Here is a 15,682-nt window from a genome sequence, read left to right on the forward strand (position 1 = left end):
TATAGTATATTTAATTAATTTTTAATATATTGCAAATATTGACGTTATTCAACATTTTTTTCGTTCATTTCCAAAATCCCGCCGTAGAATGGCTGCCCATTCGTCTGACGTGCCCAGGAGCGGGTGCCGTACTCGTAATGCCACCATTCGTTGGAATAGTTGGTGAAGCCGGCATCGATCATGATGTGATAGAGGAGACGTCGGTTGTTTCGAATCTCGATGTCCTTTTCGCTAGGCTCGGAAAGCTCTTCGAAGTGGCGAGTCAACGCCTTCTCGGTAAAATCGTCAAAGTCTGTCCCCATGTCAAGCCAGCCATCAGGTCCTGCTATCGTCAGATCAACGGCTCCTCCCGTGAGATGGGGAGAGGGAATCAAGATATCGGTGGTAGGCTTTGCCACGAATTTGCTCAGCTCTTTTGTGATCTCCTCTTCGTCCGTCCAGCCCTGTGCGATCAGGTCCTGGCGAAAACCTTCGTACAGGGACGCTTGTACTTCATGCGAGCGCCAGCCGTCGAGCACAACCAGCCGCAAGTCATCGGGAAGCCGGTCAGCGGCCAGGATCAGCCTGTCAGCGACTCCTTTGCGCAGGTAAGCTTCTGTCTGAGTGCCTGCATAGCCGAGGTGATAGTAGGCAGGGTAGACCGTGATTCTAGGAGAGATAGTAGAGAGAGGGACCATCGCTTCGCCGCATTCTACTACTGGAGGCGTGTAGGCCGTTCGATCATCGTGTTTTGCTGGGATCAGAGGATAGTTCATATCGTTCACCTCCTTGGTAGGTTGATGTTTGGTAGGATTGGATGACTTTAGGAAATATGGTAGCGGAAAATCTGTTTTTAGTAAACTGCAATTATATTTAATTTTCTGCAATTATCGGATGGAAAGGGAGAAGAAGAGGTATCGCCAGCGAGTTTGCGGAGCCCTCCAGCCTGAAAAGAGCGGCGGTTCAAGACGAAAAAGTATCGTCTGAACCGCCGCCAAATGAGTTGAAGGACCCTCTAATCTTTTGGTATGGTAACCTAAGTATGGAAGTGTTGGATGCTCGCAGATCCAGTAGAACGCGCACACCAAAAAAGGAAGGTGAGAAAAGTGTCAGTCACGATATCAACCGATGATCTAGAACTGCCCTGCCCGCATTGCAATGGAGAAAAATATGTAATTTTGAACGAGGAAAAGGCAGCTTGTCCCAAGTGTGACGGGAGAGGAGTTATCTTAACTGCACTTGGTCAAACTTTGCTTCACTTTATAAAAAAGCATTCGTAAATCCTGATGATTCTTTACAGCCCGGATAATCGAATCTCAATGGTTGTTCCCTTCTGTTCCTCGCTGGATACGTGAACGGTTCCATCGTGGTTTTCGGTTCCTTTTTCTTTGGTTGTGAAAAAAGGTTGTCCCAATTTCTCCAGGACATCTTTGGGAATTCCAACTCCTTGATCAATAAAGCGAATGGAGACGGTCTCCTTTTCCACCTCCAGCTGAATTGTCAGCTCCCCGCCATCTGGCATGGCTTCAATGGCATTCTTGATAAAGTTGATGCACACTTGCTTCAGCTGATTTTCCTCACAGGTTACATAGATGTCATCCGCAGCGGACTTCATCACGATTTGTACGTTACACATATTTGCTTGTGCCTCTAAAAGCGTTACCACTTCTCCCAGCAGCGAACAGACATTTTTTCGCTAAAAATGGGCTATTTGCGGCTTGGCGAGCATGAGCATCTCACCGAGGATCAAATCGATGCGGTCCATTTCCGACAGCATGATGTCGTAGTATATACCGTTTTCCAAGGCTTGGGATTTTAGCAATTGCAAAAAACCTTTAACAGAAGTCAAAGGATTGCGGATTTCATGGGCGATACCGGCCGCAAGCTCTCTCACGACAGACAGCTTTTCGGTTCGAAGCAGAAGCTCCTGTGCCTGTTTTTCTTCCGTAAAATCGCGAATGATCGAGGCCCATCCACTGACTTGATCGCGTTCGTCCCGCAATGGGAAACAGGATATTTTCACATTGCGCTCGTGTGAACATGCTGATTGTTCACTTTCCACCTCCGCGAGAATCATAGCCACTATCTACTGATCATACCATTATTCGCAGCGGATCGAAGAGTCTATAGGGTTGCTCTTTGTTTTTCCAAGGAAGATCTCTTAGGGCAGTAGTTCAAGAAAACGATCGATGGTCCAAGCAGCAATGGTATCTGGACTGAACGGATGCTTGAGCAGAATGCTCAGCCATACGAACAAGCTCAGGGTGGAGAGGATAAAAAAGAGGATGATCTCCTTTTTCTCGTAGCCCTTTCGAGCGAAGACGTGCATCGGCAGGAAGGTCACCGCTGCATAGATCAGGACAAGCATGGTCATACGGACTCCTCACTCCCATGACGTACATGATTTCTACGCATCCAGCTGACGGCGATGAGCAGGAGTGGGATGAACAGACTGTAAAGGAGCTGATAAGCGAAGTCATACTTGTGATCCCAATCCATCATCTCCACGACGTTTGCATGATCAGAGAGGGCAATGCCTGCAATCAGCCAGATGAGAGGAAAGGCGACAACCCCCCGCTTTTGGATGTGGAATAGCTGGCATAGCGCCAGCGTAGCGCAGTAAAACGAGACGGTTAATTTGACAAAGATGGCAAAGATCCAAAACATGGTTGTGGTCGCCTCAACGTGCTGGATAAAGTTGCCGAAATCGATTTCCTTCGCGATCGTAAACAGGGGATAGGTCAAATGCGATGCGCGGACGACACCTAGAATGCCAATCGTAAGGAAGGTCACGAGTGAAAGCGTCAAGGACGATAAAACGATGCCCTTTAGAAACGGCTTCACATATTTGCCGTCGTGGACGAGTGGGAAGATCATCAAAAAGGCACTCGTTTCCATGAACGGAAAAGCAAGCATTTGCCGATTTTCAACAATCGACTTCCACAGATCCAGCTCGAAAACCGGTAAAAATCTCTCAAAGTTCCAATCTCCGCCTCTCGTAATCCAGACGAGGGAAAAAGTCAAAAAGATCAAGGGTGTCAAAAATTCCGAGACCCTGCCGATGGTGCGGATTCCTTGGATGACGGCGTAGGTGCAGACGAGCAAAAACAAGAGGTGAAAGGAAGTGATCGGTGTTCGCGGCATGATCGTGGCTGACATGAAATCACCCAAATTTCGGACCACCCAGCTGGATAAATGGATGAAATACCAGGCATACAGGAGTCCAAAAAGCGTCCCTGCTTTTTTCCCAAGTACCGTCACGCAGATTTGTACGATGCTTTGACCATGAAACTTCCGAGCTAGCAGCAGCCAGAAAATGGCGAGAACCGTCGCGAGCAGGCCGCACCATAGCGGGACCAGCCATGCATCTTGCTTGGTTGTGAAAATGAGTTCTCCCGGTCTTAGAAAAATGGCCGTACCCAATGTGTAGCTAAAAACCAAGAGAAACATCTGCCATGCTGTAATGCTCTTGCTTTCCATGATTACTCCCCTTTGTACGGGCTGATTAGGCTCCCGATCGTCTCAATTTTGTTGTGGGAAGAGATGACGACCTTGACTTTTTTCCAGCGGTCTTTATCTTCGGCAAGCCGCTTCCATTGGGCCCCTTTTTTTAAGTGAAGCAGATATTGGATCCCCAGGACGTCCCAGCCTTTTTTGCGAGAGTCCTCAATGAATCGCTGCGACTCTTTTTGGATTCTCTGATTGAATTCGGCTTCAATCTGGTTGAAGAGGGTAGTGGAGGTAGGGACTTTTTGGTCATTGAAGATGAGATTAGTGTTGGCAAAGAGCTGGATATGCAGGATCGGCTCTTCACCGTGAAGCTCCAGTTTTTTCATGAGTCGTGTATTTAACGTCCTTACTTGCACGGACTCGCCGTTTATGGCCAGGGTTTCCAGGAAGCGCTCGTGCTTTCTATTCAGGAGGTTGTACCATTTCATTTCATCCTTGGTTAGCTTTCCAACCATGCGGTCATGGATAAACAGAGCTCCTCCGAGCAGAGCGATATTGCCATTGGTGCCCTGAATATGTTCGAGTCGGTTGGAGTTCTCTGATGATTTTTCCCCGATGTAGGTGATGATCGGAAAGACACTGATTTGGCCCGTCTCCATATTTTCGATCAGGTCTTTCATTCTCGTGTGGGTACTGATTCTTCCGGTCATTTCCGACTGATTTTCAATGATGGATCGCATGGAACGGCCAGGGAGCGGTTCGAGTGGAATAAAGGAATCCATGATCCGGTCAATAGGCGCATCGGATACGAGAAGATAGACGTTCGTGCCGCGCTCAGGATGGCCTTCCTTAAAATTCAGCAACTCTCGCAGACCGCTTTTTGCATACCGCTCGGAGACGACGATCGCCTGGTAATGCTGCGTAAAAAGCTGGCGGGGGATGACGTCGGGAGAAATATCTTCAAATTGATCGCCCAGTCTTCCGATGAATCGGTATGTGTAAACCGTCGCTTTCTCGGGAGCTCCTGCCTGTGTCGCGATCCCTTTTGGGTTGATCACTTGATAGTACAGCTCCTGCTTGTCAGTATTCTTGTGATGGTCTACCCCAATCAGATTGACGATCGCCAGCTGATTGATTTCTTTCATATCCCAGCATCCAGCGAGGAGAAAGGAGGCTAGGATCACGACAACGGGCAGCTTCCATTTGGCAGGGGGCATCAGTCATTCACCTCACTTTCCGCTTGGGGCGAAAGATTCTCGGCATCGTATGCATCCACTTTCTGGGGGCACGGACCAGCGTGTCTTTCCAGTCAGATAGGACTGTCGGAGCAAGAGGGGCGAAATAGGCGGTACCAAATGAGTCCAAGGAAACGAGGTGGATCAACAGGAGCAGGAAGCCGCACAAAAGGCCAAAGAGCCCGATGAAGCCTGCCAGGAATAGAAAAAGGAACTGGATGATTCGCTGGGAGATGCCAAAGCTGTAATTGGGAGCGACGAAATTGGCGATGGCGGTCACAGAGACGACGATGACCACGCCTGTCGAGACCAGTCCTGCCGCGACAGCTGCTTCTCCCACTACCAGGGCACCGACGATGGAGATCGCTTGCCCTGCGATTCGCGGCATCCGCAGTCCAGCTTCGCGTAGTACCTCGAAAATAGCCATCATCAGGAGAGTCTCGAGAAAAGCGGGAAAAGGTACTCCTTCTCTTTGGGCGGCAAGGCTGATCAAAAGCGGTGTGGGGAGCAGCTCCTGGTTGAAGGAAACGATGGAAATATACAGACCAGGCGTGAACACAGCCAAAAGAAACGCCAGAATCCGCAGCCAGCGCAGCAAGGTGGCAAACTCCGACCGCTGATAATAGTCCTCGGGGGTGACGAACATTTGGAAAAAAGTCATGGGAGCCAATATGGCGGTAGGTGTACCCTCTGTCAAAATGGCTACTTTTCCTTCTAACAGGTGGGCAGTCACTACGTCAGGGCGCTCTGTGTTCAAGAGCGTTGGGAAAGGGGACCAAATGGTTTCTTGCAGCCATTCTTCGAGGTAAGCGCTCTCCAGGACGCTGTCTGTTTGTATGGAACGCAGACGTGAACATATCTTGTTCACGGTCTCATCTGCCGCGAGAGAAGACAGGTAGACGACGCTGATATTCGTCTTTGTGGTATGGCCAATGATGATTTTTTCAAAATGGAGCCTGGGGTCACGCAGGCGCTTGCGGATTAAAGAGATATTGATCTCCAGCTCTTCCGTAAACCCTTCTTGGGGACCTCGTATCGAAGTCTCCGCAGTCGGCTCGGATATGGCGCGAGTTGGAAATTTGGCTGTATCGAGTAGGAGGCCAGCAGACAATCCGTCGATGGCGATCAGACATTTTCCCGCTAAAATACCTTCCACACACGCTTGTACGGATGAGGCCTGCTGTTTTTCAGCAACAGGCAAATATTCGTTGCACCATCGGAAGCTCTCGGCAGGATCATCTGTCACGCATGGCATATGCTCAGTTAGAGGTCGGATGACAAACTGGAGCAGCTGGTTTTTGTCCACAATGCTCGACACATAGACAAGCGATATTTTGTAAGGCGAGGAGACGACAGGGTAAACGGCTACATCCATCGACAAAGACAATTTCTGCAGGACGGCATCAAGCATCGGTTACTCGCTCACTCCCTTCCAACTTTCTCCTTATTAAGATTAGTTTGTTAAGAGAGTTGCCAAAATATCCAAGAAAAGGAGAAAAGGGAGGGGAGTCCTCTTTGCAGCAAATAAAAGACGGGTACCTCCTGCAAGCCAGAGAATGACTTGCAGAGTACCCGTTTTTCCTTACCGAACGTATATTTTTGTTTTCGCTTTGCCTTCTCTTTTCACCCCATCGCTTTCCATTTGGAAGGTCACCTCGAGATTGTAGGTACCTTTTTTCTCTGGATGGAAGCGATAGAGGTATCGGTATCCGCCGAGCTCTTCATCGTAAGTTCCAAAGATTTTATCAAGGCCAGGCTGATTCCAGGTGATGAGCTGATCGGAAAACGCTGGACTCTTTTGGACCATGTAGGCGGCAGAAAGATAGATATCCTCCCCGGCTTTCATGTAAGCGGTATTGGGGGAGAGAGTGACGGTGATTTTGGGGTTTTCAGCAACTTTGAATCCACAGAAGGAAGCATCGGAGGCGTGTTATCTTTCACCCGAATCGAAACGGAGGCATGTCCCACCCATTCCTGCCCATCACCGTACATAGAAATGGAGTAGTCAAAAGTCTTCTCGCCGATGTATTCGGCCAGAAATGACATTCTCGAAATATATTTCCCCTCCTCGAGGGTGGTCTCCACATGAAGCTCTCCCAGCTTATCTCCTGTTTTCACCTCATAAGAATCTCCCATCCTCTCAGTTACAGCTTCCAAGGTAATTTCATCCCCAAGCTCGTAATTTCCTGGAGCAACGGTTAGCTTCACCGGAACCTCTATCCTTTTTTCTGCAGCCTGTACGGGAAGGTGGACAAGCAACAATGCGATCAAGACAACTCCCATCAAAAACAAGCGGATGGGAGACGATAACCTAGCTGTAGATGACAACTCTCTCACTCCTTGTATGGAAAATATATCCTAATCATTGCTGTAGTAGATTGCTAAATTTTGTAAAAGGATTTTAGAGAAGTTCTTTTTACTAGAGGGGGAAAACACCTTTTTGCCAGCTTTTGCTTGAATCCCGACAGGCATTTGCTATTATTAAAACAAGTGTTTGTCATAGGAGTGAATGACAACTGAATACGTTAGTACAAACAGGTCCTTGTTTCTGCGAAATCCTTTTGCAGGAGCAAGGTTAAAAGGGAAGTTTGGTGAAATGCCAACGCGGTCCCGCCACTGTAAGAGAGGAGCTTTTCTTCACGGCGTCTGCCATCCACTGCCCAATAGGGAGCGGGAAGGAGAAGGAAAGCGATGATCCTCGAGCCAGGAGACCTGCCTGTTTTTGTGTTTACACTGATTTCCTTCGGGTCAAAGGAAGAGGTGAGGATCGTTGCTTGCTTGCCATCCGCGCTTTGTTTTCCTTTTTTTGCATGAAGGAGAACAAAGCGTTTTTTATTTGATTTTCAGGAGGATTTTCCATGAGTAAACAAGACGCAAAACGAGGCTTGCTGCTGGTCTATACAGGAGACGGAAAAGGGAAGACGACGGCGGCGCTCGGGCTGGCTGTACGTGCGACCGGACGTGGGAAAAAAGTGCTGATGGTGCAATTCATCAAATCACCGGATCGTACCTATGGCGAAAAGCTCGTGTTTGACAAGATTGGCATCGACATCGTGCAAAAAGGGATTGGCTTTACCTGGACGAAGACGCCAGAAGAGCATCGCGAGGCGCTGCAAGCTGCGTGGGGCTATGCAAAAGAGCAGCTCCTTCACGGGGGCTACGATGTCGTGATTTTCGATGAGCTGAACAATGCGCTGGCGATCGACCGCTTCCCGATTGATGACGTACTGCCGCTGGAAGACGTCCTAGAGACGATCAAAAGCAGACCGAAGCACATTCACCTCGTAATTACCGGACGCAGCGCCAAGCAGGAGATCATGGACATGGCCGATCTGGTCACAGAGATGAAGCCGATCAAGCACTATTACGACGAAGGAATTCCTGCCGTCCTTGGAGTGGAATTCTGATGAACGTCATAGAAACGTTTGGGCATGGCGGGAACCTGCTGACAGCTTCAGAGCGATTTGGAGTGTCTCCGGGGGACTTTCTCGATTACAGCGCGAATATCAATCCGCTCGGGATGCCGGAGAGTGTCAAACGAATGCTGGTGGCTTCCATAGCCGATGTCACGCAGTATCCAGACCCTGGGCATCGAGTATTCCGGGCCGCTTTGGCTACACGTCTGGGCTTGCCAAAAGAGTGGCTCTTGCCAGCGAATGGAGCAGCGGAAGCTATGGCACTGGCAATACTAGGGCTTCAACCGCAGACGGTCGGAGTGGTCTATCCGTGCTTTTCCGAATACGCGCAGCTGGCCACCCAGTTTGGTGCAAAAGTCGTCGGCTGCTACGGCGTGGAAGAAAACGGCTATAAGCCCGAGATGGGCGAGGTGTACCGATTGTTCGAAGCGGCGGATCTGGTTTTCGTCGGATCTCCGAACAATCCGACGGGCATTTTGTACCAGCCGGATGAGCTGGTGAAAATGGCGGACTGGGCGGAGCAGACGAAGACGTGGCTGGTCGTGGACGAAGCGTTTCTCGACTTCGTGGAGGAGGAGAGACAGTATACGCTGGCGGACCAGCTGGAAAGCTTTCCACACGTCATCCTCATGCGTTCCATGACCAAGATGTACGCGATCCCCGGACTGAGGCTCGGCTATGCCATAGCGCATCCAGATGTGATCGGTCGCATGCGTGAAAAGCAGGTGAGCTGGAGTGTGAATGCCCTGGCGCTGCGGGCGGGCGAGTTGTGTCTGCAAGAGCAGGAGTACGAGAAAAAGACGCGAGAGCTGATTGCCGGGGAGCGAGCTTACCTCACCAGCTTCATTCGGGAAGAGCTGGGGTGGAAGGTATGGGCTGGAGAAGCCAACTTCCTGCTGGTTCGCTCTCCCAAAGAGAAGACAGCGGAGCAATTGCAAGAGCTGCTCGGCAAAAAAGGAATCCTGATCCGCAGCTGTGCCATGTATCCCGGCTTGACTGCACATGATGTGCGCTTGGCTGTTCGTGGTCGAGAGGAAAACGAACAGCTCGTGTCAGCCCTGCGCGACATCTGGTGCGGTGGGAGGTGGGAGCGATGAGCCTCATCCTCGTAACAGGTGGAGTGCGTTCTGGAAAGAGCCGATTTGCAGAGGAACTGGCAGAAAAGACGAGCGAATCTGTCCTCTATGTAGCAACGGGTGAAGCCTGGGATGAAGAAATGACAGCGAGAATCGCGCGGCATCAGGCGCGTCGCCCCGCAAGCTGGGGCTGTGTAGAGGTAGGAGGGCGTTTGACCGCGTCTATTGCTCCAGCTGCCGGCTATGAGGTGGTGCTCATCGATTGCCTGTCGACCTGGGTGAGCAATCGGTTGATGTGCGTACCCGAGCAGGAGCTGCGAAGCGAGGCCATTACGCGGGAAGTGCTTCGTGACGCGCAGGAATGGCTGGAGACGATAGAGGACGCTCGTCAAAAGCAGACGGTCATCGCCGTTACCAGCGAGGTCGGACTCGGTGGAGTAGCCTTGAGCCGACTGGGGCGCTGGTTCGCCGATGTGCTGGGAGACGTCAATCAAATGACGGCAAGGCAGGCGGATGCTGTCTACGCAGTGTTGTCCGGGATTCCGTGGAGGATAAAAGGATGAATGCGTTGTGGCATGCGATTGCGTTTTTTACGAGAATTCCCGTCCCGTGGCTGAAGCCTTCGGATACGGCTTGGAAGAAGAGTGTCAATGGGTATCCCGTTGTAGGGATCGTGATCGGGCTCATCCTGTGTGCGATACATCAAGCAGCGTTGTATCTCTTCAGCCCATTGCTTGCGGCCGTATTGACGCTTGCAGTCTGGGTGTACATCACCGGAGGACTTCATCTGGATGGGTGGATGGACTTGGCGGATGGTCTGGGCAGCAGCCGACCGCGAGAGCAAATTCTCGCCATAATGAAAGACAGCCGTGTAGGTGCGATGGGCGTGCTGGCAGCGATTCTGCTGCTGCTGCTCAAAACGGCTTCCCTGGCTGAAATGGCTTCTGCCAAATGGGCGCTGCTCGTCCTTGTGCCATTCGCGGCGAGGACGCATGTGCTGCTGTCGATCCGCTTTTGGCCGTATCTATCCGCTGAGAAAGGGATTGGCAAGGGCATCAGCGAAGGCCTGTCTTCATTTGCCATCTGGCTCAGCTATCTCTTCTTGCTCGCAGCAGGATGGTTTCTCGGCGGATGGGCAGCGGTGACAGCCATCGCGGTATCGCTGCTGTTTGCCCTGTGGTTATCGCGTACGGTGGCAGGCAAGCTTGGAGGCCTGAACGGCGACTGCTACGGGGCTGTGATCGAGAGCAGCGAGGCAGTCATGCTGCTCGTATTGGCAGGGAGCTGGTGGGGATGAAATGGCTCTGGATACGCCACACAGAGACAGAAATGAATCGGCAAAAGCGGTATTTGGGCCACAGTGATGTTTCTTTGAACGAGCAAGGGCTGCGTGAAGCAGAGGAACTCGCACAGAGACTGGCGCGGGAGGAGTACGGTTCTGTTCAGCTCTATTCCAGTGATTTGCAGCGCTGCGTGCAGACGGCGAAGCCCCTTGCGTCTCGCTGGGGCGTGCCGATCGTAACGGTCCCTGCGCTGCGAGAGCTGTCCTTTGGCCAATGGGAGCTGCTTACATACGAGGAACTGATGCAAAGAGACAAAGAGCGGGCAACACAGTGGTACGACGATCCTTTTGCGTACAGCCCGCCAGACGGCGAAAGCTTGCTGCAGCTGGGGGAGCGGGTCGACGGGTGGCTGCGAGGAATGCTTCGTGAAGCACTCGCACAAAAGCAGGGAGCGACAAAGGTATTGGTCACACACGGCGGTGTCATCCGCTGGTTTCAGGCAGCGTGGCTCATGCAGAATCCGAGTCGCTACTGGCAGACAGAAGGCTTGAAAAACGGCGAAGCCATGCTCGTGGAATGGAACGGCCAATGCTTTGTAAAGCAATCTCTTAGAAACGAGAGAGGATCAAGATGAACGAGGCTTTGATATTGGGTGCAGCCTACCTGATTGATCGGGTAGTAGGCGATCCGCGCGGCTTGACGCATCCCGTTGTCATCATTGGCTGGTGGATCGCACGGCTGGAGGCAGTCATCCGCGCACGAGTCAAAAAGGAAGAGCATTTGAAATGGGCGGGGCTCTTGTTTCCGCTGCTGATTGTCACAGGCAGCTATGCAGCAGTGTGGCTGATCGTCTGGGTTGCCGCATGGATCCATCCCCTGCTTGGCTGGTGCGTAAGTGCTTGGCTCATTTCGACGACGATCGCAACAAAAGGCTTGGCAGATGCGGGATTGGACATTGCGAAGCATTTGCTGGCTGGGGATTTTGCACAGGCGAGGCGCTCGCTCTCGATGGTAGTGGGTCGCGATACCGAACATTTGGACGAATCGGAAATTTGCCGGGGAGCAGTGGAGACGGTGGCGGAAAACATCGTGGATGCGATCGTTTCTCCCCTGATATACGCAGCCATTGGAGGGGCACCCCTGGCGATGGCGTACCGGGCAGCCAATACGCTGGATTCGATGGTGGGCTACAAGAATGAAAAGTATCTGAATCTTGGTTGGGCGTCTGCCCGCTTTGATGACGTACTGAACTACATTCCTGCTCGGCTCACGGCCATTCTCCTGGTGTTGGCAAGTCAACTGGCGAATCTGGACTATCGGCAGTGCTGGGAAATGATTCGTCGTGACGCGCATTTGCATCCAAGCCCAAACAGCGGCTTGCCGGAAGCAGGCGCGGCAGGGGCTCTGGGGGTGCAGCTGGGCGGTCTGAACTATTATCAGGGAGTCCCGTCCGATCGAGCGAGGATGGGTGATCCGCTAAGACCCTTGCGTTCAGGAGATATTCAATCGACCGTTCGTTTAATGTACCTGGTTTCCTTGCTATGTCTGCTCATTTGCATGGCGTTAGCTTTCATGCTGAGGTAACGTGCCCGACACATGGAAACAGGGATAGAAAGTACGAAAAAGGAGCGCTGGCATCGCCAGTGGAGAGGAGGGGCCGTATGAGCGGCAAGTTGTTTGTGATCGGGTTTGGCCCGGGAAGTTTTGAGCATATCACCAAACGGGCGCGGGAAGCGATTCAGGAGTCGGATGTCATCATTGGCTACTCGACGTATGTGGATTTGATTCGTGAGCTTTTGACGGATCAGGAAGTGGTCAGCACCGGGATGACAGAAGAGGTGACACGTGCTCGTGAGGCTGTGCGACAAGCGGAGGAGGAGGGCAAAAAGGTAGCTGTGATCTCCAGTGGCGACGCCGGTGTATACGGCATGGCAGGTCTGGTTTACGAAGTCCTGGTGGAAAAGGGCTGGACGGAAGCGACTGGAGTCCCAATCGAGATCGTACCGGGAATCTCAGCGATCAACTCCTGTGGGGCGATTTTGGGCGCACCCATCATGCACGACGCCTGCACGATCAGTCTCAGTGACCATTTGACGCCGTGGGAGCTGATCGCCCGCCGAATCGATGCGGCAGGGATGGCAGACTTCGTCATCGCGCTGTACAATCCGCGCAGTGGTCGCCGTACGCGCCAGATTGTAGAAGCGCAGCGCATTTTGCTCCAATACCGCTCGCCGGACACGCCTGTCGGGATCGTCAAAAGTGCGTTTCGCGAACGGGAGCATGTCGTAGTGACTACGCTCGCGCAGATGCTCGAGCACGATATCGGCATGCTGACGACCGTGATTATCGGTAACACCTCGACGTTCGTCTACGATGGAAAGATGATTACCCCGCGCGGCTACCAGCGCAAATACACCTTGTCTGCAGATGAACAGCCGCTAAAGCCGCATCAGCGTTTGCGTGTAGAAAATGAGCCGTGGTCGCTGGAGGCGGCGGAAGAAGCCGAGATGAGGCCAGAAGCGCAAGTCTCGATCGCATCTGCTCCATCCGCCCGCGAAGAGAAGGGCAGTGAGTCGGTGACGCTCTCCCCACCATTGGAAGGGCCAGGCGCATCCAGCCTAGCTGAGTTCTCGACTACGACGGCGACAGCTGTTTTGGAGGCACCGCCTGCGACAGAGCCTAAGCAAACGCCGCTGGATTGGGCGATGCAGGCACTGACCATTGCCAATGAAGCCAAAGGAATCGTCGCGCCACAGAGCGTGAGTCCAGCTGCGCGTACCGCATCCTCCTTTGTGCCGGAAATGATTTTCGAGTGTGCGGTTAGCCCGGGTGTTGCCAATAAAAAGATGACGCCGCAGCAGATGATGGCACTCGCCGAGGTAGCCGGGGAAAGAGGCGAACTGGAGTACACGCCGCATCATCAGATGATCCTGCGGGTCCCGACTGCCAATCCGGACAGCATCACGACAAAGCTCCGCCAGCTCGGACTGATTCTTTGCCCGATTGGTGACGTCGTATCGGTGAAAGCTTGTGATTTTTGCGATGGCGAGAAAAAGGACGGTATTCCGTTCGCAGAAGAGCTGCATCAAAAGCTGGGCGGCAAGGAAATGCCCAAGGAGCTGAAAATCGGCTTTAACGGCTGCGGGATGGCCTGCTACGGCGCAGTCAAGGAAGATATCGGAATCGTGTTTCGCAAAGGCAAGTTCGATCTGTTCCTCGGAGCGAAAACAGTCGGACGCAACGCGCATTCCGGTATCCCGGTCGCAGAGGGCATCCCGAAGGAAGAGATCGTCTCCGTGGTGGAGCGCATCGTGACTCGTTTCAAACAGGAAGCCTTCCCGAACGAGCGCTTCCACAAGTTTTTCCAACGGGTAGGCGAGCTGGAAGGCTACGCCTGGCGCGAACCGGCGAAAGCAGAGATTGAAAACGCGGCTTGCGGCGACTAGCAGCGCTGACCTTTTCACGATACAACCATACAGATTTCAGGAGGAGATTACATGGACGCAGTATTATTTGTCGGACACGGAAGCAAAGACCCAGACGGGAATGAAGAGATTAGGCAGTTTGTAAATTCGCTCGCACCCGAGCTGGATGTACCGATCATTGAAACTTGTTTCCTGGAGTTCGAACGCCCGGACATGCTCCAAGGGCTGAACACCTGCGTCAAACGCGGAGCGACACGCGTAGCCGTCATCCCGATCATTCTGTTCTCGGCCGGACATGCGAAAATCCACATTCCTGCGGCGATCGACGAGGCGAAGGAGCTGCATCCGCACGTCCAGTTCATCTACGGACGCCCGATCGGCATTCACGATGAAGTCATCAACATTCTGACGACCCGGATGAACGATGCTGGCTTTGCCTCTGGCGAAGAGCATGAAGACCTGGCTGTTCTCGTCATTGGACGCGGCAGCAGCGATGCAGATGCCAACAGCGATATTTACAAAATGTCCCGACTGTTCTGGGAGCGCTACAAAGCGAAATGGGTCGAAACCGCGTTCATGGGTGTGACCTATCCGCTGTATGACGAAGGAATCGAGCGCTGCCTGAAGCTGGGGGCACGCCATGTGGTGGTGCTGCCGTACTTCCTGTTCACTGGGGTATTGATCAAGCGGATGAGCGATCAGCTGGAGCAGTTTCGTGGGAAATATCCAGACGCACAGTTCACCATGGCGGAGTATTTCGGATTCCATCCCCTGCTGAAAGAGGTACTGAAAGACCGCGTGGAGGAAGCCTTGCACGGCGAAGTCAAGCTGAACTGCGACACCTGTCAGTACCGACTGGCAGCGATGGAGCACATCGATCATCACCATCATCACCACGATGACGAACACGGACATCATCACCATCATCATCATGGGCATCACCACCATGATCACGACCACGATCATGACCATGACCATGAACACGATCACCACCACGATCATAAGCACGACCACGACCACGTGACCAAGTAGGAGGTACGCCACATGATTCTCGTATTGGCTGGAACGAGCGATGCGCGGGAGCTGGCAATCTTGATTCAACAAGCCGGTTACCCACTGCTCACGACAGTGGTGACGGACAACGCCGCCAAAAGCATGGAGGAAGCGGGGGTCCCCGTTCAGGTAGGCCGATTGACCGCAGAGGATATCCAGGCACTGATCGCCGAAAAAGGCGTGCAGGCAGTCGTCGATGCCAGTCATCCATTTGCAGAGGAAGCATCCAAAAATGCGATGGCAGGTGCGAAGGCGGCTGAGGTTCCTTACATTCGCTATGAGCGGGAAAGCCTTTCTGCACCGGGCAGTGAAAAGCTGATCATGGTCGATGATTACGTGCAGGCGGCTGAGCTGGCTGCTGACAAACGCGGAGTCATCATGCTGACGACTGGAAGCAAGACGCTGAAGACCTTTACGGACAGATTGCTAGGACTGCCAGAAACGACGTTGGTAGCGAGAATGCTGCCGCGCATCGACAACATGCAAAAATGCGAAGAGCTGGGCCTCGAGCAGAAAAACATCGTCGCGATGCAAGGTCCTTTTTCCAAAGAACTGAACAAAGCGCTCTACGATCATTACGGCGTGACGCTGATGATTACCAAAGAGAGCGGCAAGGTAGGCGCCTTTGATGAAAAGGTGGAGGCTGCGCTCGAAATGGGGATCGAAACGATCGTCATCGGCCGCCCGCAGATCGACTATGGCACCAAGTTCTCTGATTACGAAAATGTGCTTGGCCAACTGAAACTAGTAACGGGAGGAAAGTAA

19 protein-coding genes and 1 riboswitch are annotated in these 15,682 nt (G+C 52.5%); of the genes, 10 read left to right on the forward strand and 9 right to left on the reverse strand.

Translation table 11 applies throughout. The annotated features are described in order from the left end of the window. Window positions 1-44 precede the first annotated feature (44 nt). A complete protein-coding gene (locus EDM59_RS14330; RefSeq protein ID WP_122924221.1) occupies window positions 45-755 on the reverse strand; it encodes a M15 family metallopeptidase in 711 nt (236 codons plus the stop codon). A 279-nt stretch (window positions 756-1,034) separates the two neighbouring features. Between EDM59_RS14330 and EDM59_RS14335 the strand changes: the two genes are divergently transcribed. Next, the gene (locus EDM59_RS14335) at window positions 1,035-1,259 is read left to right on the forward strand and encodes a tryptophan RNA-binding attenuation protein (RefSeq protein ID WP_122924222.1); all 225 of its coding nucleotides are present in this window, start codon (window positions 1,035-1,037) and stop codon (window positions 1,257-1,259) included. A gap of 14 nt (window positions 1,260-1,273) precedes the next feature. Here the strand turns inward: EDM59_RS14335 and EDM59_RS14340 are convergent, their stop codons facing one another. The 8 genes from EDM59_RS14340 to EDM59_RS14375 form a co-directional block, all read right to left on the reverse strand. Further along, complete coding sequence (locus tag EDM59_RS14340; protein ID WP_122924223.1) at window positions 1,274-1,615, reverse strand: ATP-binding protein; 342 nt, start codon at window positions 1,613-1,615, stop codon at window positions 1,274-1,276. Between the two features lie 60 nt (window positions 1,616-1,675). Beyond that, a complete protein-coding gene (locus EDM59_RS14345) occupies window positions 1,676-2,056 on the reverse strand; it encodes a histidine kinase dimerization/phospho-acceptor domain-containing protein (protein ID WP_122924224.1) in 381 nt (126 codons plus the stop codon). Between the two features lie 84 nt (window positions 2,057-2,140). Beyond that, entirely contained in the window at window positions 2,141-2,353 is a 213-nt protein-coding gene (locus EDM59_RS14350; RefSeq protein WP_148040838.1) for a hypothetical protein, read from the reverse strand. Beyond that, complete coding sequence (locus tag EDM59_RS14355; RefSeq protein WP_122924226.1) at window positions 2,350-3,459, reverse strand: GerAB/ArcD/ProY family transporter; 1,110 nt, start codon at window positions 3,457-3,459, stop codon at window positions 2,350-2,352. The genes EDM59_RS14350 and EDM59_RS14355 overlap by 4 nt, the downstream gene beginning before the upstream one ends. Window positions 3,460-3,461: 2 nt before the next feature. Then, window positions 3,462-4,646, reverse strand: coding sequence for a Ger(x)C family spore germination protein (locus EDM59_RS14360; protein ID WP_122924227.1), 1,185 nt, complete (start codon window positions 4,644-4,646; stop codon window positions 3,462-3,464). Window positions 4,647-4,653: 7 nt separating this feature from the next. After that, window positions 4,654-6,075, reverse strand: coding sequence for a spore germination protein (locus tag EDM59_RS14365; protein WP_122924228.1), 1,422 nt, complete (start codon window positions 6,073-6,075; stop codon window positions 4,654-4,656). A gap of 171 nt (window positions 6,076-6,246) precedes the next feature. Continuing rightward, complete coding sequence (locus EDM59_RS31060) at window positions 6,247-6,510, reverse strand: hypothetical protein (protein ID WP_183192920.1); 264 nt, start codon at window positions 6,508-6,510, stop codon at window positions 6,247-6,249. Continuing rightward, on the reverse strand, window positions 6,507-6,935 hold the full coding sequence (locus EDM59_RS14375; protein ID WP_148040839.1) for a hypothetical protein: 429 nt from the start codon (window positions 6,933-6,935) through the stop codon (window positions 6,507-6,509). Before EDM59_RS14375 ends, EDM59_RS31060 begins: the two co-directional genes overlap by 4 nt. A 248-nt stretch (window positions 6,936-7,183) precedes the next feature. Next, window positions 7,184-7,398: riboswitch (cobalamin riboswitch) on the forward strand. A gap of 124 nt (window positions 7,399-7,522) precedes the next feature. Here EDM59_RS14375 and cobO point away from each other — a divergent pair. The 9 genes from cobO (at window position 7,523) to cobK (ending at window position 15,682) form a co-directional block, all read left to right on the forward strand. Beyond that, the gene (gene cobO, locus EDM59_RS14380; RefSeq protein ID WP_122924231.1) at window positions 7,523-8,071 is read left to right on the forward strand and encodes a cob(I)yrinic acid a,c-diamide adenosyltransferase; all 549 of its coding nucleotides are present in this window, start codon (window positions 7,523-7,525) and stop codon (window positions 8,069-8,071) included. Further along, window positions 8,071-9,177 (forward strand): threonine-phosphate decarboxylase CobD, encoded by a 1,107-nt coding sequence (gene cobD, locus EDM59_RS14385; protein WP_122924232.1) that lies wholly within the window; start codon window positions 8,071-8,073, stop codon window positions 9,175-9,177. The genes cobO and cobD overlap by 1 nt, the downstream gene beginning before the upstream one ends. Then, window positions 9,174-9,719 carry a bifunctional adenosylcobinamide kinase/adenosylcobinamide-phosphate guanylyltransferase gene (gene cobU / locus EDM59_RS14390; RefSeq protein ID WP_122924233.1) on the forward strand — a complete coding sequence of 182 codons (546 nt, stop codon included), beginning with the start codon at window positions 9,174-9,176 and terminating at the stop codon, window positions 9,717-9,719. Before cobD ends, cobU begins: the two co-directional genes overlap by 4 nt. Continuing rightward, entirely contained in the window at window positions 9,716-10,453 is a 738-nt protein-coding gene (cobS, locus tag EDM59_RS14395; RefSeq protein ID WP_122924234.1) for an adenosylcobinamide-GDP ribazoletransferase, read from the forward strand. The genes cobU and cobS overlap by 4 nt, the downstream gene beginning before the upstream one ends. Then, window positions 10,450-11,073, forward strand: coding sequence for a histidine phosphatase family protein (locus tag EDM59_RS14400; protein WP_122924235.1), 624 nt, complete (start codon window positions 10,450-10,452; stop codon window positions 11,071-11,073). Before cobS ends, EDM59_RS14400 begins: the two co-directional genes overlap by 4 nt. Beyond that, complete coding sequence (gene cbiB / locus EDM59_RS14405) at window positions 11,070-12,023, forward strand: adenosylcobinamide-phosphate synthase CbiB (RefSeq protein WP_122924236.1); 954 nt, start codon at window positions 11,070-11,072, stop codon at window positions 12,021-12,023. The genes EDM59_RS14400 and cbiB overlap by 4 nt, the downstream gene beginning before the upstream one ends. 77 nt (window positions 12,024-12,100) lie before the next feature. Further along, the gene (gene cobJ / locus EDM59_RS14410; protein WP_122924237.1) at window positions 12,101-13,885 is read left to right on the forward strand and encodes a precorrin-3B C(17)-methyltransferase; all 1,785 of its coding nucleotides are present in this window, start codon (window positions 12,101-12,103) and stop codon (window positions 13,883-13,885) included. A gap of 51 nt (window positions 13,886-13,936) precedes the next feature. Continuing rightward, window positions 13,937-14,896: a sirohydrochlorin chelatase gene (locus tag EDM59_RS14415; protein ID WP_122924238.1), complete on the forward strand. Its 960-nt coding sequence runs from the start codon at window positions 13,937-13,939 to the stop codon at window positions 14,894-14,896. Between the two features lie 12 nt (window positions 14,897-14,908). Continuing rightward, window positions 14,909-15,682, forward strand: a complete 774-nt coding sequence (cobK, locus tag EDM59_RS14420; RefSeq protein ID WP_122924239.1) for a precorrin-6A reductase — start codon at window positions 14,909-14,911, stop codon at window positions 15,680-15,682.

This window comes from Brevibacillus nitrificans, from assembly GCF_003710965.1.
GTDB lineage: Bacteria > Bacillota > Bacilli > Brevibacillales > Brevibacillaceae > Brevibacillus > Brevibacillus centrosporus.

Excerpts from the sequence above, each read along its gene's own strand:
- EDM59_RS14350 (WP_148040838.1), bottom strand. The coding sequence starts at position 2,353 with ATGACCATGCTTGTCCTGATCTATGCAGCGGTGACCTTCCTGCCGATG.
- EDM59_RS14330 (WP_122924221.1), bottom strand. The coding sequence starts at position 755 with ATGAACTATCCTCTGATCCCAGCAAAACACGATGATCGAACGGCCTAC.
- EDM59_RS14365 (WP_122924228.1), bottom strand. The coding sequence starts at position 6,075 with ATGCTTGATGCCGTCCTGCAGAAATTGTCTTTGTCGATGGATGTAGCC.
- cobU (WP_122924233.1), top strand. The coding sequence starts at position 9,174 with ATGAGCCTCATCCTCGTAACAGGTGGAGTGCGTTCTGGAAAGAGCCGA.
- EDM59_RS14335 (WP_122924222.1), top strand. The coding sequence starts at position 1,035 with ATGCTCGCAGATCCAGTAGAACGCGCACACCAAAAAAGGAAGGTGAGA.
- cobJ (WP_122924237.1), top strand. The coding sequence starts at position 12,101 with ATGAGCGGCAAGTTGTTTGTGATCGGGTTTGGCCCGGGAAGTTTTGAG.
- EDM59_RS14345 (WP_122924224.1), bottom strand. The coding sequence starts at position 2,056 with ATGATTCTCGCGGAGGTGGAAAGTGAACAATCAGCATGTTCACACGAG.
- EDM59_RS14340 (WP_122924223.1), bottom strand. The coding sequence starts at position 1,615 with ATGTGTAACGTACAAATCGTGATGAAGTCCGCTGCGGATGACATCTAT.
- cobS (WP_122924234.1), top strand. The coding sequence starts at position 9,716 with ATGAATGCGTTGTGGCATGCGATTGCGTTTTTTACGAGAATTCCCGTC.
- EDM59_RS14355 (WP_122924226.1), bottom strand. The coding sequence starts at position 3,459 with ATGGAAAGCAAGAGCATTACAGCATGGCAGATGTTTCTCTTGGTTTTT.
- cbiB (WP_122924236.1), top strand. The coding sequence starts at position 11,070 with ATGAACGAGGCTTTGATATTGGGTGCAGCCTACCTGATTGATCGGGTA.
- EDM59_RS31060 (WP_183192920.1), bottom strand. The coding sequence starts at position 6,510 with ATGAAAGCCGGGGAGGATATCTATCTTTCTGCCGCCTACATGGTCCAA.
- cobO (WP_122924231.1), top strand. The coding sequence starts at position 7,523 with ATGAGTAAACAAGACGCAAAACGAGGCTTGCTGCTGGTCTATACAGGA.
- cobK (WP_122924239.1), top strand. The coding sequence starts at position 14,909 with ATGATTCTCGTATTGGCTGGAACGAGCGATGCGCGGGAGCTGGCAATC.
- EDM59_RS14415 (WP_122924238.1), top strand. The coding sequence starts at position 13,937 with ATGGACGCAGTATTATTTGTCGGACACGGAAGCAAAGACCCAGACGGG.
- cobD (WP_122924232.1), top strand. The coding sequence starts at position 8,071 with ATGAACGTCATAGAAACGTTTGGGCATGGCGGGAACCTGCTGACAGCT.
- EDM59_RS14400 (WP_122924235.1), top strand. The coding sequence starts at position 10,450 with ATGAAATGGCTCTGGATACGCCACACAGAGACAGAAATGAATCGGCAA.
- EDM59_RS14360 (WP_122924227.1), bottom strand. The coding sequence starts at position 4,646 with ATGCCCCCTGCCAAATGGAAGCTGCCCGTTGTCGTGATCCTAGCCTCC.